Annotated in this window: 15 protein-coding genes and 1 pseudogene; 5 read left to right on the forward strand and 11 right to left on the reverse strand. The window is 58.1% G+C overall.

Annotated features, from left to right (window positions below):
* Positions 1-899 precede the first annotated feature (899 nt).
* The 9 genes from PSTAB_RS16840 to PSTAB_RS16880 form a co-directional block, all read right to left on the reverse strand.
* Complete coding sequence (locus tag PSTAB_RS16840; RefSeq protein ID WP_013983897.1) at positions 900-4,001, reverse strand: type I restriction endonuclease subunit R; 3,102 nt, start codon at positions 3,999-4,001, stop codon at positions 900-902.
* An 84-nt stretch (positions 4,002-4,085) separates the two neighbouring features.
* A complete protein-coding gene (locus tag PSTAB_RS16845) occupies positions 4,086-8,858 on the reverse strand; it encodes a DUF3320 domain-containing protein (protein ID WP_013983898.1) in 4,773 nt (1,590 codons plus the stop codon).
* Positions 8,859-8,899: 41 nt separating this feature from the next.
* Positions 8,900-10,198, reverse strand: a complete 1,299-nt coding sequence (locus PSTAB_RS16850) for an McrC family protein (RefSeq protein WP_013983899.1) — start codon at positions 10,196-10,198, stop codon at positions 8,900-8,902.
* 5 nt (positions 10,199-10,203) lie between these two features.
* The gene (locus tag PSTAB_RS16855) at positions 10,204-12,045 is read right to left on the reverse strand and encodes an McrB family protein (RefSeq protein WP_013983900.1); all 1,842 of its coding nucleotides are present in this window, start codon (positions 12,043-12,045) and stop codon (positions 10,204-10,206) included.
* Positions 12,035-13,375: a restriction endonuclease subunit S gene (locus PSTAB_RS16860; RefSeq protein WP_004423328.1), complete on the reverse strand. Its 1,341-nt coding sequence runs from the start codon at positions 13,373-13,375 to the stop codon at positions 12,035-12,037. Before PSTAB_RS16860 ends, PSTAB_RS16855 begins: the two co-directional genes overlap by 11 nt.
* Positions 13,365-15,290 carry a class I SAM-dependent DNA methyltransferase gene (locus PSTAB_RS16865; protein WP_013983901.1) on the reverse strand — a complete coding sequence of 642 codons (1,926 nt, stop codon included), beginning with the start codon at positions 15,288-15,290 and terminating at the stop codon, positions 13,365-13,367. Before PSTAB_RS16865 ends, PSTAB_RS16860 begins: the two co-directional genes overlap by 11 nt.
* A gap of 348 nt (positions 15,291-15,638) precedes the next feature.
* Positions 15,639-16,346 (reverse strand): hypothetical protein, encoded by a 708-nt coding sequence (locus PSTAB_RS16870; RefSeq protein WP_013983902.1) that lies wholly within the window; start codon positions 16,344-16,346, stop codon positions 15,639-15,641.
* Between the two features lie 88 nt (positions 16,347-16,434).
* A complete protein-coding gene (locus tag PSTAB_RS16875; protein WP_003459813.1) occupies positions 16,435-17,076 on the reverse strand; it encodes a hypothetical protein in 642 nt (213 codons plus the stop codon).
* 75 nt (positions 17,077-17,151) lie between these two features.
* A complete protein-coding gene (locus PSTAB_RS16880; protein WP_232244023.1) occupies positions 17,152-17,493 on the reverse strand; it encodes a hypothetical protein in 342 nt (113 codons plus the stop codon).
* Between the two features lie 76 nt (positions 17,494-17,569).
* On the opposite strand from PSTAB_RS16880, the gene PSTAB_RS16885 reads away from it, so the two are divergent.
* The gene (locus PSTAB_RS16885) at positions 17,570-18,397 is read left to right on the forward strand and encodes a WYL domain-containing protein (protein ID WP_013983904.1); all 828 of its coding nucleotides are present in this window, start codon (positions 17,570-17,572) and stop codon (positions 18,395-18,397) included.
* Here PSTAB_RS16885 and istB read toward each other — a convergent pair.
* A complete protein-coding gene (gene istB / locus PSTAB_RS16890; RefSeq protein WP_013981287.1) occupies positions 18,394-19,149 on the reverse strand; it encodes an IS21-like element helper ATPase IstB in 756 nt (251 codons plus the stop codon). The genes PSTAB_RS16885 and istB overlap by 4 nt on opposite strands.
* 17 nt (positions 19,150-19,166) lie before the next feature.
* Positions 19,167-20,681, reverse strand: a complete 1,515-nt coding sequence (gene istA, locus PSTAB_RS16895; protein ID WP_013981288.1) for an IS21 family transposase — start codon at positions 20,679-20,681, stop codon at positions 19,167-19,169.
* Positions 20,682-20,883: 202 nt separating this feature from the next.
* Between istA and PSTAB_RS21400 the strand changes: the two are divergent.
* The 4 genes and pseudogenes from PSTAB_RS21400 to PSTAB_RS16910 form a co-directional block, all read left to right on the forward strand.
* A pseudogene (locus tag PSTAB_RS21400) lies at positions 20,884-21,072 on the forward strand (BrxR family transcriptional regulator); the annotation flags it as partial.
* 430 nt (positions 21,073-21,502) lie between these two features.
* Complete coding sequence (locus PSTAB_RS16900; protein WP_003459810.1) at positions 21,503-21,898, forward strand: hypothetical protein; 396 nt, start codon at positions 21,503-21,505, stop codon at positions 21,896-21,898.
* A gap of 1 nt (position 21,899) precedes the next feature.
* Entirely contained in the window at positions 21,900-22,550 is a 651-nt protein-coding gene (locus tag PSTAB_RS16905; RefSeq protein WP_003459809.1) for a hypothetical protein, read from the forward strand.
* Between the two features lie 165 nt (positions 22,551-22,715).
* Entirely contained in the window at positions 22,716-24,821 is a 2,106-nt protein-coding gene (locus PSTAB_RS16910; protein ID WP_013983906.1) for an ATP-binding protein, read from the forward strand.
* The last annotated feature ends 19 nt before the right edge of the window (positions 24,822-24,840 follow it).

Genomic DNA, 24,840 nt, shown 5'->3' on the forward strand with positions numbered 1-24,840 from the left:
CGTGTCGCACGGTCTGGCCTGCGATATTCAGGGTGTATCGCAGAACATCAATGCGACACTCTCGGTCTGTCGCACGCGCGCATTGCGACACTCCAACCATGTCGCACTCAGTTGCTGCGATACACCATGCGTGTCGCACACACGTTTTGTGACACCCGGATCGTGCCACTAGAGGCAGTTTGAGTGCCACTAGTGGCACTGGAGGAAGCCGGGACTGACACCGTACTGGCCTCTAGTGGCGCAAAACGTGCCAAAACTGGCACTCCTTTTTTTGGTTATATTATCGCTGCAACCCTTGAAAACACTGACTTCGGTGACTTTTTTCATAACCAAATCACCACCGCATGGCGAGCATTTTGAATGAAGCTTCTTCTGCATGGCCATCAGCACTTTTTTGACGCCGAGCTCGTCACTGCGGCGCCACTAGCGCTGGCTACTTTTTGAATTTGATCGCAAACGGCATGAGCAGCTAAACGCCGCACCACCCGCAAGGCCGTCTTTTCAGCCCGGCCTGCCGGGCTGGCTAAGCTTTGACTTTGACAACAAATACACGGGAGGGGGCGTACTTGAAGCAGCCGTCCAGGCGATTCTTCAAGTACGCCCCCTCCCCCCATACTTGAAATCTTCAAGTATGGGGCAGTTGGGCGTTTTGATCGTTTGTGAGGTCAGCGTAACGAATGTGAAGCGAAACCGAGCAAAGGAGCAAAATGGTCGACTGCCTTCGCGCAGCGACAGGCTTTGTTGTCAAAAAGCAGCTTTTCACTCGCCGCAGGTGAGTGGCTGGTCATTCGATGCGGAGCATGGCTTGGCATGACTTAGACCGAGACCGCCAACATACTTCCACCGCTTCCACGTCAGCTTACGCTTGGTCAAATCGACCTCAACACGCTGAGGCACAACTACATCCACGCCTCACACAGCGTCTCCGCCTGCGCCAGTACCAGCTGCGCCGCCTCCTCCTGCTGATCCGGCGGGTATTTGTATTTGCGCAGGATGCGCTTAACCAAAAGCCTCAGTTTGGCACGCACACTGTCTCGATTACTCCAATCGACCGTTACGTTCTGGCGCAGGCTGTCGGTGAGTTCATGGGCAATCTTGGCGAGAATCTCGTCACCCAGCTCACGTACCGAAGCTTCGTTATTAGCCAAGGCATCGTAGAAAGCCAATTCATCGTCATTCAGCCCCAACTGGTCACCGCGCTTGCTGGCAGCGGCGAACTTCTTGGCCATCTCGATCAGCTCTTCGATGACCTGGGCGGTTTCGATGGAACGGTTCTGGTAGCGCTTGATTACGCTATCGAGCAGTTCAGAGAACTTCTTCTCCTGGGCCAGATTGCTGGCGAACTTGCTCTTGATCTCGCCTTCCAGCAGGCGCTCCAGCAACTCAACGGCGAGGTTCTTCTCCGGCAGGTTGCGCACCTCGGCGAGGAACTCGTCATCCAGCAGGCCGATATTGGGCTTGTCCAAGCCAACCGCCGCGAATACATCAACGACATCCCCAGAGACAACTGCATTTCCGATGATCTGGCGGATGGCTAGCTCGCGCTCTTCATCGGTCTTTTTCTTGGCGCTGATCTCGCGCTTCGTCAGCAGCACCTTGATGGCCTGCAGGAAAGCCACTTCCTCACGTACCGCCTTGGCCTCGTCCAGGGTGCAGCACAGGGTAAAAGCCTTGCTCATGGCCAACGCATTGTCAGCAAAGCGCTTTTTGCCGTCCTCCAGCCCCAGCACATGGTTGGCAGCACCGGCCAGCAGCTTGTGCCCGCCGGTCAGGAAATCGCTGTAGTCAAAGCCGTGCAGCAGGCTGCGCAACACATCGAGCTTTTCCTCCAGCACCGCGTAGGCTTCGTACGCATCGACGGTGGGCCGCCCCCTGCCCTTGCTGGCGGTGTACTCCTTGAGCGCCGCCTTCAGTTCGTTGGCAATGCCGATGTAATCCACCACCAGGCCACCCTGCTTGTCCTTGAACACCCGGTTCACCCGGGCGATGGCCTGCATCAGATTGTGGCCCTTCATCGGTTTGTCGACATACAGGGTATGCACGCAAGGCGCATCGAAGCCAGTCAGCCACATGTCGCGGACTATCACCAGTTGCAGCGGATCAGCAGGATCCTTGAAACGCTTCTCCAAGCGTTTCTTCACCTGGCCGGGATAAATATGCGGGCGCAGCAGTGCCTTGTCCGATGCGCTACCGGTCATAACGATCTTCACCGCGCCCTTCTCCGGGTCCTCGTCGTGCCATTCGGGGCGCAGAGCGATGATCTCGTTGTACAGGTGCACGCAGATCTCGCGACTCATGGCCACCACCATGGCCTTGCCGCTTTGCGCCTGGTTGCGCTCCTCGAAGTGCGCCACCAGATCGGCCGCCACGCTCTTGATACGCGGCTCGGCCCCCACGACTTTTTCCAACGCGGCCCAGCGCGACTTCAAGCGCGACTGCTGATCCTCTTCCTCATCTTCGGCCAGCTCGTCGACCTCGTCGTCGATATGCGCCAGCTCCGAGTCTTTGAGCGACAACTTGGCCAGCCGCGACTCGTAGTAGATGGCCACGGTGGCGCCATCTTCCTTGGCCTGCTGCATGTCGTAGACGTGGATGTAGTCGCCGAATACCGCCCGGGTATCACGGTCTTCGCTGGACACCGGCGTACCGGTAAAGGCCACGAAGGTAGCGTTGGGCAGAGCGTCGCGCAGGTGCTGGGCATAACCCACCTGATATCGAGCACTGGCCTCCGCCACCTTAAGGTCCGGCACCTTCAGCGAAGCACTGAAGCCGTACTGGGTGCGGTGCGCCTCGTCGGCCACCACCACGATATTCGAGCGTGCGGACAACACTGGGAAGCTGTCTTCATCCTCGCCCGGCATGAACTTCTGGATGGTGGCAAAGACAATGCCGCCACTGGGGCGGTTGGCCAGTTTCTCGCGCAAGTCACCACGGGTGGCCACCTGCACCGGCTGTTCACGCAGCAGATCCTGCGACAGCGAGAACACGCCGAACAACTGGCCGTCCAGGTCATTGCGGTCGGTGATCACCACGATGGTCGGGTTCTCCATCGCCGCTTCCTGCATCACACGGGCGGCGAAGCAGGTCATGGTGATGCTCTTGCCCGAGCCCTGGGTATGCCAGACCACCCCTCCCTTATGCGTGCCGCCGGGGCGCGAAGCGCTGACCACCTGTTGGATCGCCGCACGCACGGCATGGAACTGGTGATAGCCGGCGATCTTCTTCACCAGCCGACCATCATCCTCGAACAGTACGAAGTAGCGCAGGTAATCCAGCAGCGTCGCCGGCTGCAATACACCACGCACCAGCGTCTCCAGCTCGTTGAACTCACCAAGCGGATCAACCGTCACGCCGTCGATGGTGCGCCAGCGAGCAAACCGCTCCCAGTCTGCCGACAAGGAGCCCATGCGCGCCTCACTGCCATCGCTGATAACCAGAATCTCGTTGTAGTGAAAGACGTCAGGAATCTGCTCCTTGTAGGTCTGGAGCTGGTCGAACGCCTTGACCAGGTCGGCATTCACATCCGCAGGGTTCTTCAGCTCCAGCAGCACCAGCGGCAGGCCGTTGACGAACAGGATGATGTCCGGCCGGCGTGTATGTTTCGGCCCCTGGATGCTGAACTGGTTGATCGCCAGCCACTCGTTGGCTCGCACATCAGCCCAGTCGATCAACCGCACGAAATCACCGCGGGTCTCACCGTCCTTCTGGTATTGCACCGGCACACCGCCGACCAGCAGACGATGGAACAGGCGATTGGCCGACAGCTGCACCGGCACGCCCAACTCCAGGATCTGCCGTAAGGCGTCCTCACGCGCCGCCAGCGGGACCTGCGGATTGAGTCGAGCGATGGCCGTGCGCAGGCGCATGGTCAAGAGCACGTCGCGATAGCTCTCGCGCTCGGGGTTATCGCCGTCGTAGGCGATATTCGGGCCATACAGATGCGCGTACCCCACCTCACTGAGCCAGCCGAGTGTTTCCTGTTCCAATTGATCTTCGGTCATATCCGTCCTTAACGAGCCTTACCTGGCACCTCTGCAAGCTCAATACGATTCGCTTAGTCGATTACAGTCGCGGTAACGGACCATCTAACCTAAATTAACGGCTGCCTTGACTACCCCATCAATCACTTGCAATCGCCCTTGAGCGGCAAGCGCACCTATTCTCTCCTCAAGGATGCCCGCAATCTTCGATGTCGCTCGCCCGAAACCCAGCAGCCCGAGTGCACCAGAAATTGCATCTTCGCGCCCCATAGAGAAACCAAGATTTACCGTTTCCAGTAATGCCTGATCCAACTCCTCCGGAGCAACCCACTCAATTTTTCGCTCCGCCGATTCCAAATGAGCACGACTGCGAATCGGGGCCGGCCGGCTATCCGCGCAATATAAAAAGCTGCCATGGCCACGGTACACGCCCTGCCGAACTCCGAGGCGAATGGCTTCATCCACAACGCTGGTAATCCTTGCACCTGCCCGGGCCACTCCATAGGCCTCCATAACCCGCCGCGTCACCTCACTGGCATGCACTGGTGCTTCAACCTCAACCACAGTCCGGATCATCTGCATCAATCGTTCTGGCTTTTCCTGGTGCAACTCGGTCATCGATACCACCGGAGTCAGTCGAGCCTTCACGTATGGTTGGCTTGAACTCGGTACTGTCTCTTCTGCCGGTGCTCCTCGAACAATCTCATGCTTCGGTTCTGGCGCCACCTGAGGAAGCGCATGACGCCCCTCCGCTATCCTCGCGCGGGCCGCCTCAATGGCCGCTACGGCGCGAATGATTTCCTGTTGGGGATTGCGGAACCAATCCGTACTCCAGATCCGGTGGAAGTTCCAGCCCAACCCTTCCAAAACGCCCTGCCGCAAACGATCTCGATCACGTGCAGACCGTGAGCTGTGATATGCAGCGCCATCACATTCGATAGCCAGAACATAGCGCCCCGGATAGTCAGGATCCTTGACTGCGATGTCGATAAAGTAGCCCGCGGTGCCTACCTGCGGCTCCACCTCGTAGTTCCTTTCCCGCAACGCCTCTATTACCTCCAGCTCAAACGGCGAATCTGCCGCCTTGCCTGTCTCTCGTGCGACTTCAAGCACACCCGTCTCGGCGTACTTGAGGAAGTTTTTCAACGCTCTCACTCCGAGACTGGCCCCCGCATCGAGCTCAAGCTCGTCAGCCCTGAAGTTGCAGAAAACACGCATCGCCAATTTGGCGCGAGTGATCAGAACATTGAGTCGACGGTGCCCGCCCTCGCGGTTCAACGGGCCAAACTCCCTGGCAATTCGGCCGGACTCGTTACGTCCATAGCCGATGCTGATGAAGATCTTGTCCCGCTCATCCCCCTGGATGTTCTCCAAGTTCTTGACGAAGAACGGCTCGCTCCCTTGCGAAGTGAAAAACGCCTCGGCCTCAGGCATCTGCCGGCGCAGCAACTCGATCTCAACCTGGATCAGGTCTCGCTGCGCCACACTAAATGCAGCAACCCCCAGCGATAGCTCTGGCGTTTGGATCGCGTGCTGCATAACGGCCTGCGCAACAGCCTTGGCCTCACCCTTGTTGGTGCGGGTTCGCCCCCGGTCATATAGCGCATCCGGCAGATAATCGAAGCTCACTCCACTGGCATGCGGATGCTGGCCCGCAGAGGGGAACACCACCAGCTTGCTGTCGTAGAACTCGACGTTGGAAACCGCGATCAACGACTCATGCCGGCTTCTGTAGTGCCAGCGGAGATAGCGCTCCTGGCTACCTGCGGCCTTAAACATGCTCAAGATGCTTTCAATGTCGGCGGTCGCCGCATCCTCGTCATCCAACTCGACATCACGGCTGAAGAAATCGGTAGGGGGCATCTGCCGGGTATCCCCGACCACAACCACCTGCTTACCGCGCATGATGGCGCCGAATGCATCGACAGCCTTCACCTGGGAGGCTTCGTCGAAGACCACCACATCGAACTCCAGCTTTCCTGGAGGTAGAAAGTTCGCGATCGACATGGGGCTCATCATGAAAACAGGCTTGATCTGCTGAATCGCCCGCCCCGCCTTCTCAATCAGCTGCCTGATCGGGATATGCCGGCGCTTCTTGTTCAGTTCAGCGCGCAGGACAGCCATTTCCCCAGGCTGATTGATATTGGGCATCCCCTCCCAGACCTGTTTAGCCAAGTGCGTTTGCGCATGATTGAGCGAAGCCAGATCGAGGGATTTGAACCGCGCGATCTGGTGCTCATGTTTAATGCGGTCGAACTGCTGCAACGCTGGTTTCTCGGCATAGACCCGCTGCACCAGCCCCGAATACCAGGAGAAGTCCAAAATGGCAGTTAGCTGCCTGGGCTCATCACTGCTGATGGCAATTTCTAGCAACTCGTCGAGCTTAATGTCGCGCACCTGCTGCGCCAGGACATTGAACCGCGCCATCTGGTAAAGCGCGGTCAGTCCTCCCTGCCACTGTCGTAAACGCTCCCCTAGAGCCGCCAGACCGAGCTTTCTCACGTCAGCGTTGGCGTTTTCCGCCTGCATGCCGGTCACCTCAAGCGCACTGAGTAGCGCCTTGTCCAACCCGGCAACATGCTGTTCTATTGCGCTTACCGCATCCCCCAAGCCACTGGCATCGGCATGCCCGGCCAGAAAGGCGATGATGCCTTGGGGAATCTGTCCATTTCCCAGATCGTCATGCAGCTTGATTACCCAGGCACTCAAACGCTCAAGTACTGCCCAATCCGTTTTCTGGCGCTGCCATTGGGCACCGAACAACGCGCTACCCAATGCCTCATGCTGGTCATACACCTTCTTGCACTGCTGATAGGTCAGTACCGAGTCCACCAGCTCCAGCATACCCGCATTGGTCTTGGGCAATGCTTCCCGAGCGAGCCCCTGCAGACGCGCCCGGGCTGCACGGAAGCGCCCCGAAAAGATCTTCCACCACTTGTCGCCGTACGCCTGAAGGCTCTGCCGGACATCCAGCAGGTCCTGCTCCCAAGCAGCGTCGATCAACTGGCTGTCATGCCGAGTGCGGCACGCCGTCATACGCTCTCCTGCCTCCAGCAGTTCGCGAATGACATCACGTCTTGACTGCCACTCACCTGTAGATAGCTGGACACCCTCCAGTCGCGGAGCCTCGGCAGCACGCCGAGCAGCCCGGCAAACCACATCCACATCTGCCAGGGTGGCGGGCTGAGTCAGCATTAACCGTTCAGAAAGTGCGGCAGCAGCCGCCTGCAATGCACTGAGATGGGAGCTCGCCAGCTGCAGTGCATCATTTGCACTGCTCTGCTCGATAGGCGAGAAGAAGGTGCGCTGACTTCCCCAGAAGACGTTTCGGTCGGGGCGCCCCATTTCCTCAAGGTGCAGCACCAGCTCCTCAACCAACGCTCGCCGCTTTTGCTGCTCGGCAAAACTCCAGGCCGCCATAGGCGCAAAAGAAATGACCGGCAACCCTGCATGAACTCGTTTCAGTTTCAGGTAGCGGCCGAGGACGTCAACAAAGGGCAAACCGCTTGCTCCTGCGGAGGAGCTCACAGCCTCGCAATACTGGTTAAGAGCATCTTGTAGCTCTTTCAAGCTCGCAAGATCCTCCTCACCGACCTTGGTCAGTGGTCGCCCCTGATCCAGAGTGCGCCCCAGTTCCTTGAGCACAGACTGCTTGGTGGCCTTGTGGCTATGCAACTCAAGGACAGCATCGCCCAGATGGCTCTCATCCAGACGACGCTTGACCACCTCGAGCGCGGCCATCTTCTCGGCAACGAACAGCACCGTTTTCTTCTGGCCGATCAGCTCCGCGATGATGTTGGTGATCGTCTGCGACTTGCCTGTGCCGGGCGGCCCCTGGATTACCAGATTGGAACCCTCGCGCACCTCCAGAATCGCCTCGGTCTGGCTACTGTCGGCGTCCTTCACAAAACGCACATCGCCCGGCTTGATCACCGAGTCGATGTTTACATCTTCTGGATACGCTGCGGGCCTATCCCCGAAGCCTGAGCCCAGCAGACGCATCATCACGCCATTGGCGTCCGGTTGTTTCTCTTCCGGCCAGCTCTTCGGGTCAAGATCCTTGAACATCAAAAACTTGCCGAAGGAAAAGAAACCCAGGGCGATCTCGTTACTGGCGACCTTCCAGCGTGACTGCTTGCTGATCACATCAGCCACTTCACCATAGAAGCGCTCAAGACTGCGCTCATCGGTGGCGAAGCTGTCCTCGTCAAACCCGCAGGCGGCCATATCCAGGCCGAAGTCAGTCTTCAGCTTGGCAACCAGAGAAAGGTTCGCCATCAGCTCGTCACCCGAATACTTCAGCTTGAAGGCATCTTTGGCGCCGCTGCGCTCAAGGCTGACCGGCAGCAGTATCAGAGGGGCCTTGCGCAGATTTTCCGAGCTATCCGCTTCGTACCAATGCAAAAAGCCCAGGGCCAGGAACAGCGTGTTCACCCCCTGCTCCTCGATAAAGCCTTTAGCCTCGGTGTGGATCTTCAACAGCTGCAGGAACAGACGCTCATCATCGATGGCCGTCTGCAAGCGGGTATCTAGATGGCGACGGGCCCTGCCTGATTCATCCTCATCGCCCTCGTCAGCGACGCTGGACCAGTCCAGGCTATCCAGTTCGTGCAGCAACTCTGCGTCACTGGCAGTGTCAGCCTCTGCTTCCTCCGGCTTTGTAGCCTTTGCCAGTTCAGCCAGTTTCTTGCGCGCCATCGGCGCAAAGGTCATGGCCTTTTCCTGGCGATAGAGAATGTTAAAAACCTCCTCGGACAGCTCATCGACGACCATCAAGGTCTTCGCTGTTTTGCGGAAGTTGAGCATGTTGTTGCGAAGCCCGATATCCAGCAGCTCTTTACGGCTGCTCTGTAGCTTCTGGCTGATCCCTGAGCTCATAGAAATCTCTTTAATCGCGTTTCGTGTATAGAAAGATGTGCCTAGCTGGCGCGAGCAAATGAGGCGAGGTTCAAAGGTAAAGTCGCTTTCTCCGCATCTACCAAGCAATCGGCATCCAGATCAAAAGGCAAAACCCACAACCGCATATCCTCGCCGAAATCAAACACCGGTAGCGCTGTCCGCAGACCCGACCAATACGGGTATATCAGCACCAGCTGGGGTACACCTTTATCTCGGTACTTATGACCGTAGGCAAAAAGCTGATAGAAATCGCTCTGACTCAAGTCGTAGTTCTTATCCGACTTATGGGTATCCACCCGCTTCCACTTGGTATCGAGAATCCACCGCTGTTCAGCCGTATCGATCAGCAGATCGGGCTTTAAACAGAACATCCGCCCCTGGTCATGCTCACACAGGTAGGCACGACTGGCCTGGCTGGTTAAGCGTGCCGCAGGCGCCAACTGCTTACGCAGCCAGCCTTCCACGTAACACTCAAACAGCTTTTCCATCGGGAACAGCAGGCTCATGCCGCGCCACTCACCGCTCACCGCCATGGGCATCCGCTGATTGAGGATTAGTTCGCACCAGGGTTTCACAGCCTGGTAATGCGCCATCAGCCGGTCACGGCTCCATGCCCGAAAGTCCTGGTTCACCTGCCGGCTGGCCGGCACCTCCAGCAGCATCGTCCGCAGCTCATTGCCCAGACGCCAGTTGGCGGCGTCCTGCGTGCTTTTGGCCACCTGTTCCAGCGCCAGCTTAAGCAGTCGGTTTTCCGCACGGTCCGGCAGGAACACATCGTGGCGAATCTGGAAGTGATGCTGGCGCCCCGGCGGCTGGCGCATCTGCGCCACCACGTTGAGCTGCCCACGGAGAAAACGCTGTTCCTCCTCGATACGCTGGTAGTCGAAGCGCACGCCACGCTTCACCAGCAGATCCAGCTCCGCGAGAAACTGCCCCATCACCCACTCGCTGAGTGGCGCATCGAACAGCTCCAGGCTGGCCACCGAGGCCTCACGGGGTTTTAGCTGCAAGGCACTTTGAATCAGCTTACGCAGCAGCCGCCGGCTCTTCAGCAAGCAATCGTCTTGCTCATGGTGCTTTGGCAGAATTTCGAGTCGCGTGCCACAGGGCGTTTCCAGCACACCCACGTAGCTGTCCCACTTTAGCGAGCTGCGCCCTTCAACCTGCAGCAGCGTGGCACCATTACGGTTAAAGCGGGCGCTTAGCTCACACAGCCAATCGAACGCACTGGGTGAGACCTGCGCCAAATCAAGCGACCAGCCAACCGCATCGGTGGTCAGCTGGCCGTACTCGCGAATGGTGATCTGCTGGCTGGCCACTGCAGTCAGCCCACAATGTTCTGATAACTGGCCAGGGAGCTGAATGCCTGATGATTCAGCTCCCAACGCTGATCCGTAAGTTTCTCAGCTACGCCACTACCAAACAGATCGGCAAGATTCAGCTCACTTTGCGGGCGACGAATAAAGGGGGCCGTGCCATTAGCGCTAGCGTTCTGGTCATTCAACACCCAACCGATACGCTGCCAATCCTCAAAGAAGTACTCCTGCAACAACGGCAGAATCTGGTTACGGAAAATCAGCTCCAAGCGTGCCAGCGAGCTGTCATCTTTCAGCGACATAAAGTAGGCATGCCCCAGGGCATGATCACGATCCAGCAGCACCTCAATGCGCTGATTCATCTTCTCCAGCAGTTGGCCAATGTTCAGCCCCTGCACCAGCACTTCCTTAAGCAAGTCAGGTCGCGGCGGCATCTCGCGGAACACAAAGCGTCGGCGCAAGGCGATATCCAAACCAGCCAACGAGCGGTCAGCCGTGTTCATGGTGCCGATCAGATAGACGTTATCAGGAACGCTGAATCGCTCCTTTGAATATGGAAGCGTGACCTCCAGATGCTCCTTTCGACCAGCCCGCTTTGATTCTTCAATCAAGGTGATCAGCTCACCGAAGATCCGCGAAACATTGCCACGGTTTATTTCATCGATGATCAACACATACTTCGGGCGCTCACGTTCTGCCGGCAGCTCAGCAACATACTCCGGCAAGCCGCACTCATCCCGCAGGTATTGCAGAATGCCCTGCACGTAAGACGCATTGTGCATGCTGCTCTTGTCGCCGGTGCGATGAAGCCGGCGGATATCGCCGAGCGCCGCACGATAGGGAAATTTCTGTTCCTGAGACTCCTCAGGGAAAATCCGAAACGTCTCACCGCCCACATACTCGAATGCAAAACGGCGCCCCCTGACGGTTTGCGCAACAATGCGTTCGCCCGTACTTTCCAGGCGATCCTTCAGGCGTTCAAAAGCCTTCTCAAAGGGGTCGTTTTCAGCACTTGCTCCTCTTTCAGCATCCGCACACAAGCGTTTGAGCACACCCGGCTCCACGCGATACTCCAGCTGACCTTCGTCGTCGCAGCCAGCACGCAGGCCCTCAACGAAATCCTCGTAGCTAAAGCTCTGGTGAAAGGTCACAAAACGCACGCGCCCCTCTTTCGCCAGCTGATCGAAACGTGTTTTTAGCCGCTCGCGCGCGCCCTCATCGTCCCCTTTATTCGCTATCATGAATCCAGGGTCGAGAATGGCCAGAGCATGATCAATAGTGGCGTAGGTTTTACCGGTTCCCGGCGGGCCAAAAAGGATCTGGTTAAGGCTGGGCTGCACGGTGCTAGCGCTTGGCGCATCTGCGACGGCGGCTGCCAACGGCATAGCGGAGTCTGAGCTCAAATAATCGTCCACTGTGCGCGCCTCTCCCTGTAAAGCCCGGCGATCATCGGTATCAAGCGCTTGATCCAATTGCTCCAGCCAGCGCTTTACCTCAGCCAGATCCGTGTGTTGCTCGGCCGACAGGCGCTCGGTGAACACATGCCCCCGATACTTCTCGTCAAACTGACCTTTACGCTGAAAACCGAGGTACGCCGTGTTGTTCTTGGCCACCAGGATCAGCGCATTTCTGCCAGAAGCGGTATCTGGCCGGCGCACACCGATGCCGATATAGATACGCGGCTCATCCTCACTTTGATTGCTGTGGTTGAGCACATAAAAGTCGCAGCGCGGGAATCGCTCACGAATGGCAGCGAGCACAGCCAACACCCAGTAGCGCACCTGCGGGCCATCGGCTTCCGCCAAAACGCGCTGCAGGGCGGCTTCGCTAATCAATCCTTCAATTTGCATACTGAAGCTCCTGGGCAGTGCTTTTCGTAATCTCCGCCATTGCTTCCGGCAGACGCAGCTGGCCGGAGATTAGACGGGGTAAGAGGGTGTCGCGGAGTTGGGTGAGGGTTTGGGCTTGTTCGTGGTTGGACAGAATCGACTCCAGCAAGGGCTCAACTATGTGATTAAACCTGCTCAGGACTTCGGGAGATGGGATCACGACGGGGTAGGCAAGCAGTGCTGCGCCGCTTACGTTTGCTTGTGCACTTCCATGGGATTGCGACTCTGCATATGCCTTGTATGCGGGGTCACGGACGGCGCAATACACCATGCCGATATCGCTTAATCCCGCGCGAGTAACCAGCCGCCCCACACGCTGGTTGATATAGGCATCTGGCTCAACCCGGGGTACCAAACCGGTCTCGCCGACATACCCCGTCATACCCACCAACAAATCACCACGGGAAAGCTTGAAGCGCTCAAGCCCGACAACTGTGGTTGGTGCAACCCGAGAGCAACCAGAAAAATTGATCAGGCCAGGTTTGACATCACCGATCTTTACTACTGGATGGCCAGTATCAACCCAGTCTTGGCTTCTGAAGGCATAACCGTTCTGGAAGCTAGCCAAGTCCGAGAGCACTCCCGCTTCCCACCCCTTCGGCACCAAGCCCAGTTCGGACTCTTCGAAACTATCGGGGAACAGGGCGGCGGTGGTGGCGTCGATACCTTCCAGCTGGCGGCCTTCGGCCTTGGCGCGCACGGGGTCGAAATCGACGAACCAGGACTTGAACAGCGTCTGGGCGATGGTTTCTAGGGTAGAGTTGGTCTCGCGTAGCAGAGCAATGCGCTTGTCGAAAGCCTCTAGCACTTCGCTAATCGACCTCTGAACCTCGATTGACGGTATGCGAACAGGATAAGAAGGAAAGTCTGTTAGTGGCAGGCGATCAACCGTACTGCCATGAATAGTCCGAGTTCGCAGCAGACCCTGAAACTCGTCAGACAGAAAATAGTACAGCAGGTACTTGGGGAGTAATCTTGTCTGATCAGGACGTAGGAGTGCCATACGGCGCCCCAAGCAGCACTTCAATCCCTCCGGAATGATCGCGACTTCGCCAATGCGTGTTTCATATGAAAAAACAACATCGCCGACATGTGGAACCACTCGTCGAGTCCACTTGGAAAAATCTTCCTCAGATAAATGCTCGGTGCTCGACAGGTCTAGCTGACCTCTCTTCAAGCTGCTGATGCCAAGGAAAACTGGGCCATCGTTAGTCTTTTTAGGAGTCGCATGCGGCCCATCGAATAACTGAGCGACTTCCCCTATAGGAACAAGCGGCCACTCAGATTTCATACCCCAGCCCCCCCAGCTTCTGCCGGATCAACTGATCGAGTTCCGCGCCCTTTTCCATCTGTTCGCCAAGCTGTTGGGTCAGCCGTTGCATCTTCTCGGCAAAGGCTTCGTCGTCATCCTCCACCTCTTCAGCACCGACATAGCGGCCCGGCGTCAGCACATGGCCGTGCTCGGCGATTTCCGCCAGTTTGACGCTGCGGCAGAAGCCGGCGATGTCCTGGTACTCGGCAATCTCACCGCCCATATCCAGCGGCTCGCCGCGCCACTTGGCAACGGTCTGGGCGATGCGTTCGATATCGGCGTCAGTCAGCTCGATCTGCACTCGGCTCACGCTGGTGCCGAGTTTGCGTGCGTCGATAAACAGCACTTCACCGGGGCGGGCGGTTTTCTGTTTGGCGAGGAACCACAGGCAGGCGGGAATCTGCGTGTTGAAGAACAACTGGCCGGGCAGCGCGACCATGACTTCCACTACGTCGGCCTCGACCATGGCTTTGCGGATCTCGCCTTCGCTGTTCTGGCTGGAACTCATCGAGCCGTTGGCCAGGACGATGCCGGCACGGCCGCTGGGCTTGAGGTGGTAGAGCATATGTTGCAGCCAGGCGTAGTTGGCGTTGCCTTGCGGCGGTGTGCCATACACCCAGCGCGGGTCGCCTTCCAGGCTGCCGTGCCACCAGTCGCTGATATTGAACGGCGGGTTGGCCAGCACAAAGTCGGCGCGCAGGTCCGAGTGCTGGTTGCGCACAAAGGTGTCGGCCGGCTCTTTGCCGAGGTTGAAGTCGATGCCGCGAATGGCCAGGTTCATCGCCGCCAGGCGCCAGGTGGTGGGGTTGGCTTCCTGGCCGTAGATGGACACATCGCCCAGCTTGCCGCCGTGGGCTTCGATAAATTTCTCGGATTGCACAAACATGCCGCCCGAGCCGCAGCACGGGTCGTAGACCTTGCCGTAGTGCGGGTTAAGCACCGCCACCAGGGTTTTGACGATGCTGGCCGGCGTATAGAACTGCCCGCCGCGCTTGCCTTCGGCGCTGGCGAACTGGCCGAGGAAGTATTCATACACCTGGCCGAGCAGATCGCGGGCTTTGCCGGTGTCATCGCCAAAGCCGATGGTGGAGATCAAATCCACCAGCTCGCCGAGCTTGCCGTCTGGCAACTGAGCGCGGGCATAGCGTTTGTCGAGGATGTTTTTCAGCCGTGGGTTTTCCGCCTCGATGGCGGTCAGGGCATCGTCGATGCGCTTGCCGATATCCACCTGTTTGGCGGCGGCGCGGATCGACTCCCAGCGCGCCACTTCCGGCACCCAGAACACGTTGACCTCGCGGTAGTAGTCGCGGTCTTCCAGCTCGGCGTTAAGCGCCTCCGGATCATCGTCGCCCAGATAGTAGTCGTCGTTTTCATCCAGCAGCTTGTGCGTAAGCTCGGCGCGGCGGCCGGCGAAGCTGTCGGAGATGTACTTGAGGAAGATCAGCCCGAGCACGATGTGCTTGTACTCGGCGGCGTCCATATTGGCGCGCAGCTTGTCGGCGGTGGCCCAGAGGGTTTTCTCCATGGCCTCGATACTGGTGGCCTGCTGCTTGGGCGCTTTGGCTTTTTTCACCGCTGCGGCGGCTTGCACCACATAACCAGCAGAGACTTCTTCAGTGTTCACCGGAGCCATGCGCTCACGCGCCTTGTTCAACACCTGATCGGCCAGGCTGCTGCCCGAGGCTGGCGCGCGCAGGACCGAACCACCGCGGCCACGGCCTTTGACCAGTACCCCTTGTTCAATCAGGGCATCGCGAGCGGCCCAGAGCTGCTCCTCACTGATTCCCGGCAACTGCGCTTTTAGCCGCTCAAACAACGTTTGATTGCCAATGCTGCTGCCATCAACCGGCACTGCGGCCAGCAGGGCTTCGCCAAGTTGGGCCAAAACACTCATACAACACTCCTCAATACGCGCTGCATATTGGCGGCGCGCCGATACTAAAAACGGTGATGGCAATAGGCGTGGGGGATGGCTGTGTGACGCGTATTGGGCGGTGCGCCAATACGACTGGAGAGGCCATCCCTGGGATACCGCGGCCTGCCATGCTGTGATGCTCATCACCTTATCCACTGGCCGCACAGGGGTAAAGCCATAGCCAATAGTTTGTGTCCGTGCGGCCAGTTTCCCCGCCCAGCGATGCGCAGCGCTTAAGCCAAGTAGCCTCTTCTTTGGAGTCTTTCTTCCAGCTTTACGGCAAGAGGCATAGCGGCACCTTGCCCATTTAGCCCAAGGGTTTAAGGGTCAATCGCTTGCCTGGGCAAAATTGCCCTCAATCGCTCGGTGGGTCATCGATGTGATATCCAACACCGGGAGCGCGTCCATCATCTGGGCCCCAGGCCCATCTTCGTACTCAACGGCCTCGCTGGCGTAACTGGTGATCCAGATCTTTCTTTTGCCTAGCGACAATTCAAAACCCGAGTCGCCCTCAATCGCTTTCGGCAACGCCCAGCCCGTTTTTTGCAGGGCGGTCACGCTGATAATCAGGTGGCCTAGATAGGGGTTATTCAGAAACAGCTCTTCATGCAGCCAGGGCCAGAACACTGTGTCGCCCTGATTCGGCCCAACAGTTTCCGGGCTGGATGCCTGCCACCCTTTGTACTCGCGCGCCTCGCTTAATGAGTCGTAAGGGTGGGAGTGAAAGGTGCCCACTACCTCAAGATGAGGCCAGTAGCGCGTGACAAACTCCATTTTCATGCGCAGTGAGCCCAGGTCGGGCTTGGCCGAGCCTTTGGTCACCAGGGCCGATGTTTCAACAGTGGCGGTTGTCACGATGATCCGCGGGGGGCGATTGCCCCGCTCGGGGGTCATATACCCCCAAAGCAGGCCAAAGGTTTCCAGTTTGTCTTCTTTCTTCCGCGGGCTCGTGCGCCCAATTTCGTAGGCCTCCAATGCAGAGGTAATCAACTGTGGCACTGCATGGTCTTCAACGGTGATGTACAAAGGTTTCATCGCTTTCCCTTCCTGCGTACGGTGCATACCTGCACCCAATTGAGATATTCAACATGCCGAAGCAGCTCGCCTATTCAACGAGCAACGCCTACACCAAGCTGGCTAACCAGGGCTGAGTAATCGCCTTTCGCTCAGCTAAGCCCAGGGTTGCGACGCCATCTTTCACCAAGGCTTTTTTATCGCCCGTGTGCGGATTATTGACGTAGGTACTGATGCTGGGGAGCGCATTGGGATTGCCACTCCAGCGCAGGTTGAACGCCGCCAGTTTGGGGAACCAGTACTGGCTGGCATACGGCAAGTTGTCATGGATCCACCAGGCCAGTGGCGTCCAGTCTTTATGTTCGTCGTACCAGGGCAACAAGGCCGGCACTACGATGCAGGCAGTTGCCCCGAGGTGGCCTTCTGCATCCAGATAGTCCCAGATGTGCGAGGCATAGTTGCTTTCGTTCTTCGCGCAGTTATTGCCATCTTCCGCCCCCTTGGCATTTACCGCCGATGAGCGATACGCCGAGCGAATGGCGATTCGACCAAAGCGCTCTTGCAGTGGCTCCAGCAAGTTTTCACAAAGCCCACGCCCGGCTTCGATGGCCCGATCCGGGTAGTCCGGAATATTGGGGATACCTTCAATCTGGCTGATTTCCGAGTAGAGGAAATCACGCATAAAAAAGTGCTTGGAGAGCTTGACCCGACCCAATTCTTCCAGGGCCTGCACCGATGCTGGTTTCTTCATCCTGATGTGTTCCTTGTGACTAGGCATCCATTGCCAGAGGTTGTACCCAAACCTTGTTGATTTGTCTGCGGGTAATTAACAGTCGTGATGTCTCTGCCTCGCCTGCTCTTGGGCAAACTCAAGCTTTCGCTGTAGTTGCTCGACATGTGCTTTTTCCGCCCGCAGGCCGGCAGTCAGCTCGCGTATTTCATCCTCTTGCTGATAAACCCGCATCAGCGACTGCTTCAACTGGGCCTGTACGTTTTGCAAGCTAGCGAACGCTTCACGTCGCTTAAGGACCTGCCAATACAGGGCAATTCCAGCTCCTTGCACAAGCAGCATGCAAATACCCATAACGAGCCACGACACCCCAAGTCCAAACACGCTTTGCTCTCCCTTTACCAGCCCGCCCTGTTGCAGCGGCTTGAACGACAGCATCAAGATATGTAGCCTTAAGCGACACATCTAGAGTGTTTACCTGTACAGGTAAAGTTTTCGAGCAGATGGAGAGGCTATGAAGCGTAAGCAGGAAATCACGTCGGTTCGCTGGGATCTGGCACTGCGCTACCGTTTGATCGAGACGGTGGCCTGGTGGGAGGGGCGTCTGACTACAGGTCATCTGATGCAGAGCTTCGGCATCAGCCGGCAACAGGCGTCGAAGGACATCAACTCGTACATTTCCGAGTACGCGCCGCAGAACCTGGAATATGACAAGCATTTGAAGGGGTATGTACCGAGCTGCCACTTCAAGCCACTGTTTATTGGTGACAGTGCCAGCGCCTACCTACACCTGCTCAACCAAAATCATGACCGCGCCCCTCACATCGAAGGGCTGGCATTGGCCTATGCGCATACCGAAGTGCTGCAGGTGCCGGATCGCACGGTTCGCCCGGATCTGCTGCGCCCTCTTCTGCGCGCCTGCCGCGAAGGGCTGCGCCTGGAATGTGAGTATGTTTCGTTCACCACGCCTGACGCTGAAACGCGTCTGATCGCCCCGCACACGCTGATCTACACCGGCATGCGCTGGCATGTGCGCGCCTATTGCGAGAAGAACCGGGATTACCGCGACTTTGTGTTAAGCCGCTTTCGTGGTGTGCCGGAGTTGATGGACGACAAAACCGAAAATACCCGCGAGCAAGACCCGGGTTGGACTACCCAGGTGCAGGTCATCATTGAACCCGACTCCCGCCTGAAGCCTGAGCAGCAAGCCTGCGGATTCCACACCATCCGGCCACCCAGTCCACGCTCATCTGGCCAGGCATTCCACGGCCATCTGGCCACCTGTTCCACGGCCATCCGGCCGGGCAGTCGGAGCGCAGCGACGCAGGGGTTGCATTGTTAGTCTGAGGTGCCCGGTGTCGTCAATTTCTTCGTCTGTTTGCGCATCGATTCGCCCTTGAGGTTGATCCGATAAGCGTTGTGCACCAGGCGGTCGAGGATGGCATCGGCCAGGGTCGGATCGCCGATCAGTTCGTGCCAGTTGTCCACGGGCATTTGGCTGGTCACGAGGGTCGAGCGCTGGCCGTAGCGGTCGTCCAGTAGCTCCAGCATGTCACGGCGCTGTTCAACGGTGAACGGGGCCAGACCCCAGTCATCAAGGATCAGCAGGTCGGTCTTGGCATAGCCGCTCATCAGCTTGGCGAAGCGCCCGTCGCCGTGGGCTAGGCCCAACTCTTCCAGCAGGCGTGGCAAGCGCAGGTAACGCACGCTGTAACCCTCTCGGCAGGCCTGGTGGGCCAGGGCGCAGGCCAGCCAGGTTTTACCCACGCCGGTGGGGCCGCCGATGATCAGGTTGAGGCCGTCGCGTAGCCACTGGCCGCCGCTCAGTTGCAGGATCAGCGCCTTATCCAGCCCGCGCGGGCTGCGGTAGTCGATGTCTTCGAGGCAGGCGTTGTGCTTGAGCCGGGCCTGGCGCAGGCGGCTGCTGAGGCGCTTGTCGTCGCGTTCGGTCAGTTCGCGGTCGACCAACAGGCCGAGGCGTTCCTCGAAGCTCAGGCTGTTGATGTCGGGGGTTTTCAGTTGCTCGGCGAGTGCCTTGAGCATGCCGGTCAGGCGCAGGGTCTGGAGCTTGTCCAGGGTCGGATGGGGCAGCATGGTGGGATTCCTTGGGGTCAGTGGTAGTAGGCGGGGCCGCGCAGGTTGGCGTGGTCGTCCGGCAGCAGGGGCAGGTTGGCTTGAGCCAACGGCAGGTTTTCCAGCCCCTGGCGCAGGATCGATTCGAGGCTCTTGTAGCTGCACGCGCCGAGGCTGAGGGCGCGACGGCAGGCCAACTCCAAGCGCACTTCGCCATGGGTCTTGCCCAGGCGCAGGATGCCCAGGCAGGCCCGGTAGCCCTGCTGCGGATGGATGCGCCGTTCGAGGATGTGCCGGATCACGCCGGCCGTGTTCGGCCCGGTCTGCTCGGCCCAGCGGATCAGCCGCTGCGGCGTCCACTCGGCATGCTCGCGATGGCTCTTGGGCATGTGCTCGGCCTGCGTGCTGTGCCTGCCCTTGTGCATTGAGCGAAGGTGACTGGCCACCCGCTGATTGGCGTGGAAGCACTCCACCGTGCGCGCTGTCAGGCGTACTTCCAGTTGTTTCTTCACCAGTTGGTACGGCACCGAGTAGTAGTGCCCATCGACCTCGACGTGGTAGTCGATGTGCACCCGCGCCTTCTTCCACTCGGCGTAGACGTAGGGTTGCTCCGGCAGGGGGCGCAGCGCCGGACGATCCAGAGCTTCGAAGGCCGACTGCCGGGAGCCCGGCAGCTTGCGAAACGGTCGTCGGTTGAGCCGCTCCAGCAATAAGGCGATGGCGCTGTTGAGTTCATCCAGGGAGAAGAACTGCCGATTCCTCAGCGCGGCGAGGATCCAGCGCTCGACCACCTGCACGCCGACCTCGGCCTTGGCCTTGTCGCGCGGTTTACGCGCCCGCGCCGGCACCACCGCCACGCCATAGTGCTCGGCCAGATCGCGGTAGCTCGGGTTGATGTCCGGCTCGTAGCGATGGCTCTTACTCACCGCGCTGCGCAGGTTGTCCGGCACCACGATCTCCGGCACGCCGCCGAGGAAGGCAAAGCAGCGGGTATGCGAGCCCAGCCAGTCCGGCAGCTGCTGCGACCAGGTGGCTTCGGCGAAGGTGTAGCTGGACGCACCGAGCACCGCGACGAACACCTGCGCCTGGCGGATCTCGCCGCTGTGGCGGTCGATCACCGGCACCGTCTGCCCGGCGTAGTCGACGAACAACTTCTCGCCGACGCGGTGCTCCTGGCGCATCACCACGTCCAGCTTGCCCTGCCAGGCCCGGTAGTGCTCGCAGAACCAGCTGTACTGAAAGCCTTTCGGCTGGCTCAGGCGATACTCCTGCCAGAGCAGCGCCAAGGTCACGCCCGGCCGGCGTAGCTCGGCATGCACCCAAGACCAATCAGGCAGTGGCCGCTGCTCGCTGGGCACTGCCGGCGCCGGTGGGAACAGCTGCTGTTCCAGCTCGGAATCGGACAACGAACAGGGCCAACTGAGGCCGCTGGCGGCAAAGCGGTTGAGGTAATCGCCGACGGTGACACGACCGATCTGCACGCTGACCGCAATCTGGCGAGCCGATAGCCCGACCTCGAACTTGAGACGAAGTACTTCGCGAATCTTACGCATGGATAAACGCTCCACGACGACCTCTCTGCTTCGAAAAAGAGGTCGATGGTAGTGAAGAAATCCTGCGTAGCTGCCTACCCGGTTGGGTGGCCGGATGGCCGTGGAATCAGTGGTCGGATACGCGTGGAATGGGTGGCCGGATCACCGTGGAATCGGTGGTCAGATGCTCATGGAATGGGTGGCCAGATGACCGTGGAATCCGCAGCAAGCCATCATCGAAACCGACTACGGTATGCAGGATGGCCGACTGGTGATCGAAACACGCGGCGCATTGGTGCAGTACGTATTGCAGCGCTATCAGATCGATCCAACCAAGGTGCATGCCAAAGCGACGGCGCAGCAGATTGTGGTGATCAATCTGGATGAGCTGCAGAAATGGTTGTATTTGTAGACCGCGTTATTCCGAGCTGGCTATCGGCTCCAGCATCCAACTACAGGCGAGATCCCAATGCTCTACGAAAACGCCCGTATGGAAACCTGTAGAACAACAGATGCCACCTTGGACCAGCCCTGAAAGGTACAAATCGAGGCGGGGTTTATCACTGTCGAATTCCCTCAGAGTGACGAAACCTCGTCATACCGAGGGCAAGAACAGACACCGGACCACTTCTTGCTAACTGCTGATGGCTTCGATGGCAAGGCCACTCTCCATATGTTCGAGGGCTCAAATATTCTTGAAGGTGGCTGGGTTGAGGAAGGGGTAAGGGGCATGTGGGTATTCGTCTCAACGGAGAATAATTGTCCATAACAAACACGCCAGCGACCCATTGTGTCGCAAGCGTGATTCACGATTGGTGCTGTCTGTATTTAGAGGAAGCACCATGGACCGCCTCATCAAGGAAAACCTCGAATCTCTTCTGCAGGAAACCTCAAATACCAAGCGTCTGGGTCGTCGAATTATCAGCCTGGCCGGTTTTCTCAGCCCTTCTGAACCACCCGAGCATCTACAGGAGCAACTGGGCAATCTGTCGCGCCTGCTGATCCAGCAAGATGCCTTCGATGCCCTGCTTGAGCCTGTCACGCTCATGTCCAGGGCAGGACTCACTGATACCCTAGATGCCCACGCCATGCGCGCGATGCTCGCCAGCCTGGAGGAGGCCCGCAAACAGATTGCGGCACTGGAGGACATTAACTACGCCCAACTGATCAGCTGGCTGGTCAACTTGGCGGTTAGCCGAAAGATCATTCGCCTGAAAGTTGCTGAGCGAGGGGAATGATATGTCGCCACCTGAAATCAAGCATTCGATGTACTGGCCACGTTTAAGTGTTATGGACTTTGTGACCCTTAAAGAGTCCATGCAGACCAGCTTCTCTGCGGAGTACCCGGTGTCCGCCCTAGGGTTGAGCGATCTGAATTTTGTCATCAATGCGCCGCTCGATTACCGCCCGCCCGCAAATGGCGCGCTCGCTACGCTTTACTTCGACCAGACCGATCGCGCTCGCGTCTTGCCGGAGAATACGTATCAGGTCAGATGCCCACACACCCTGAATGCGTGTGAATTCATCAGCTGGTCCGAGCAAGCCATCGATATGATTCGCTTGGCGCTGATGCACAACGGGGTTGTGGGCATAGATTTGATGGACCTAGTCAATAGCCTACGAAACAGTGCCAGTCGGAAGTTGGTGATACACATCATCACCTATGACGATCCCCTAGAAGTGCCATGGAAAGCGCTCCAGCAGTGCCGTTTCAAGACCCTTTTTGCCTCTCTGTTTGCAGGTCCGGATTTATCGTTGCGGAGTTACTCTGCCCTTGGCTGCGCCCTGGAAGAACTCAATCCGAACGTTGATGATTTGAAGCTGGCTGCAACCGCCAGCCACAAAAACGCCCTACCTGTGCTGATGCTCTTAGGAGAGCTTGAAATTTGAGGCCTTATCGCGCTGGGTAAAAAGCTACCAAGTCAACATGCGACACATTACGTCGCAATGACCCATCACAATACCTCCATAGTCACAGGAGGACTCGCCATGCCAAAGCCTACTCGCAAATCCGGCCCCCACAGTCACGATACATGCCCGCTGGCTATAGCGTGGATGTTCAAGTTGATGCTCGACTGTTCTGGCCATCGTGGCTTTATCAACCACTGCTGCTTCAGTGATGATGATGTCGCCCGTGAGCTGGGGGTCTACTGGCTGATTGAAGATGACGACAGTGAAGAGGAAGACGCGGTGCCGGTACCGGTCTTTCTCACCCATAGATCCGGGCCCTCGAAAAAAGCTCGCAAACCTAGCTTCCACGAACGCACGCTGGCCGCGCTGCGTGCGGAGCGCAAGCTTTTCGACAAAGCCTTCCCTAACCCCTCACTGCCAGACAACCTCCAGGCAAATCTGGAGAATCTCGCGCTGCTAATTGGTCTGGATGAAATTGAGCAGAAGCTGATCGGCTTCTGCTCATTGATGAATACTGACACTCTGCTGGACGACTGTTGCAACCAGCTCGGCTACATCGGCTTTAACCGCCTAACGAGGGTGCTGAGCATCCTGCTGGACGTCCCGCAGAATGACTTGCGCGTACGGCTGTCGGGAGAGGGGCGCCTGGTGCAGTCGGGCTTGATTGAAACCAACCTGCGCAGCAGTGCGCGAAATCACGTGTCTGATTTGTTGGGCTTCAACAACAAAGACCTACTGTTTTCAGTGCGTCACCATCAGGGCAGTGCCATCGGACTCTTTCAGAGCGCCTTTCGTCCGACCCCTGATAGCTTGTTGTGTGCCGATGACTTTACCCACCTCAGTGTACCCCTGAATATCGCCCGCCCCTATCTGCAACAGGTACTGGAGGAAAAGAAGCTGGGGGTGAACATTCTGATCTATGGCCCGCCCGGCACAGGCAAAAGTCAGCTCACCCGCATGCTGGCAAACGAACTATGCGCCGAGCTCTATGAGATTGCCTGCACGGATAACAATGGCGATCCGATTGATCGCCGCGGACGGCTGTGCGCCCTTCGCTCAGCGATGTCCGTACTCGGCCAGCAAAAGACGCTGCTGGTGCTGGATGAGATTGAAGATCTGTTTAGTGGCAGCAGCGAGCTGGCCATGCTGGCCGGCCAGGAGCGGCAGAAGGGCTGGATCAATCGCATGCTGGAGGAGAACCCCATCCCCTGCTTTTGGCTCACCAATAACATTCATGCGCTGGACAATGCCTATATTCGGCGCTTCGACCTTGTTCTCAGGCTGGAAAACCCACCGCGGCGGCAGCGTGAGAACATCATTCGCAGCGCCAGCCACAATCAGCTCAGCCAGCCCTTGATCGACAAGCTGGCGGACCACGAGCAGTTGATGCCAGCCATCATCACACGGGCGATGAGCGTGGCGAGTATTCAGGATCAGACAAACGCGGCCAACCTGGACACCACTGTTGAGTTCCTGGTCAATGCCACGCTGCAAGCCCAAGGCTTTCCGCGTCTCGGCCAGGGCCGCATGCATGCCTTGCCTACGTTTTACAGCCCTGAACTGGCCAATACCGATATGCCACTCGATCAGCTCTTAGGTGGGCTGCGTGATCATGGCGAAGCGCGCCTATGCTTTTACGGCCCTCCCGGTACCGGCAAGACCGCGTTTGGGCATTGGCTGGCGCAGCAACTCGGCAAGCCACTGTTGACCCGCCGCGCATCCGACCTGATTTCACCTTATGTGGGAATGACCGAGCAAAACTTCGCCCGAGCATTTGAGCAGGCCAACGACGATGATGCGATCCTGCTGCTCGATGAGGTGGATAGCTTTCTGCAGGACCGGCGCAACGCTCGGCATAGCTGGGAGATCAGTGCGGTAAACGAAATGCTGACACAGATGGAAAGCTACCGCGGCCTATTCATCGCCTCCACCAACCTGATGGACAACCTCGACGAAGCAGCACTGCGACGCTTCGACTTAAAGATTAGTTTTGGCTACCTCACTGCCGAGCAAATCACTCAATTGCTTCGCCAGCATCTACACCAGATGGGCTTGAAGAAACCGGACAGCCTTAAGCTAGCCCGGCTACTCAGACAAAGTTGCCTTACACCGGGTGATTTTGCACTGGTGGCCAGACGCGCTCGCTTCAACCCATTCACGGACGCCAATCAAGTGATTGATGCGCTGCTGGCTGAGAGCAGCCTGAAAAGTGCCAGCAATATGAGAGCCATTGGCTTTGCCGAGTGGTAGATCCTGGAAGGTTAGGCAG

Origin of the sequence: Stutzerimonas stutzeri (genome assembly GCF_000219605.1) — a bacterium.
Classification (GTDB): Bacteria; Pseudomonadota; Gammaproteobacteria; order Pseudomonadales; family Pseudomonadaceae; genus Stutzerimonas; species Stutzerimonas stutzeri.

Excerpts from the sequence above, each read along its gene's own strand:
- PSTAB_RS16880 (WP_232244023.1), bottom strand. The coding sequence starts at position 17,493 with ATGCTGTCGTTCAAGCCGCTGCAACAGGGCGGGCTGGTAAAGGGAGAG.
- PSTAB_RS16840 (WP_013983897.1), bottom strand. The coding sequence starts at position 4,001 with ATGACCGAAGATCAATTGGAACAGGAAACACTCGGCTGGCTCAGTGAG.
- istB (WP_013981287.1), bottom strand. The coding sequence starts at position 19,149 with ATGCTGCCCCATCCGACCCTGGACAAGCTCCAGACCCTGCGCCTGACC.
- PSTAB_RS16855 (WP_013983900.1), bottom strand. The coding sequence starts at position 12,045 with ATGCAAATTGAAGGATTGATTAGCGAAGCCGCCCTGCAGCGCGTTTTG.
- PSTAB_RS16885 (WP_013983904.1), top strand. The coding sequence starts at position 17,570 with ATGAAGCGTAAGCAGGAAATCACGTCGGTTCGCTGGGATCTGGCACTG.
- PSTAB_RS16910 (WP_013983906.1), top strand. The coding sequence starts at position 22,716 with ATGTTCAAGTTGATGCTCGACTGTTCTGGCCATCGTGGCTTTATCAAC.
- PSTAB_RS16845 (WP_013983898.1), bottom strand. The coding sequence starts at position 8,858 with ATGAGCTCAGGGATCAGCCAGAAGCTACAGAGCAGCCGTAAAGAGCTG.
- PSTAB_RS16905 (WP_003459809.1), top strand. The coding sequence starts at position 21,900 with ATGTCGCCACCTGAAATCAAGCATTCGATGTACTGGCCACGTTTAAGT.
- PSTAB_RS16860 (WP_004423328.1), bottom strand. The coding sequence starts at position 13,375 with ATGAAATCTGAGTGGCCGCTTGTTCCTATAGGGGAAGTCGCTCAGTTA.
- PSTAB_RS16870 (WP_013983902.1), bottom strand. The coding sequence starts at position 16,346 with ATGAAACCTTTGTACATCACCGTTGAAGACCATGCAGTGCCACAGTTG.
- PSTAB_RS16875 (WP_003459813.1), bottom strand. The coding sequence starts at position 17,076 with ATGAAGAAACCAGCATCGGTGCAGGCCCTGGAAGAATTGGGTCGGGTC.
- PSTAB_RS16865 (WP_013983901.1), bottom strand. The coding sequence starts at position 15,290 with ATGAGTGTTTTGGCCCAACTTGGCGAAGCCCTGCTGGCCGCAGTGCCG.
- PSTAB_RS16900 (WP_003459810.1), top strand. The coding sequence starts at position 21,503 with ATGGACCGCCTCATCAAGGAAAACCTCGAATCTCTTCTGCAGGAAACC.
- istA (WP_013981288.1), bottom strand. The coding sequence starts at position 20,681 with ATGCGTAAGATTCGCGAAGTACTTCGTCTCAAGTTCGAGGTCGGGCTA.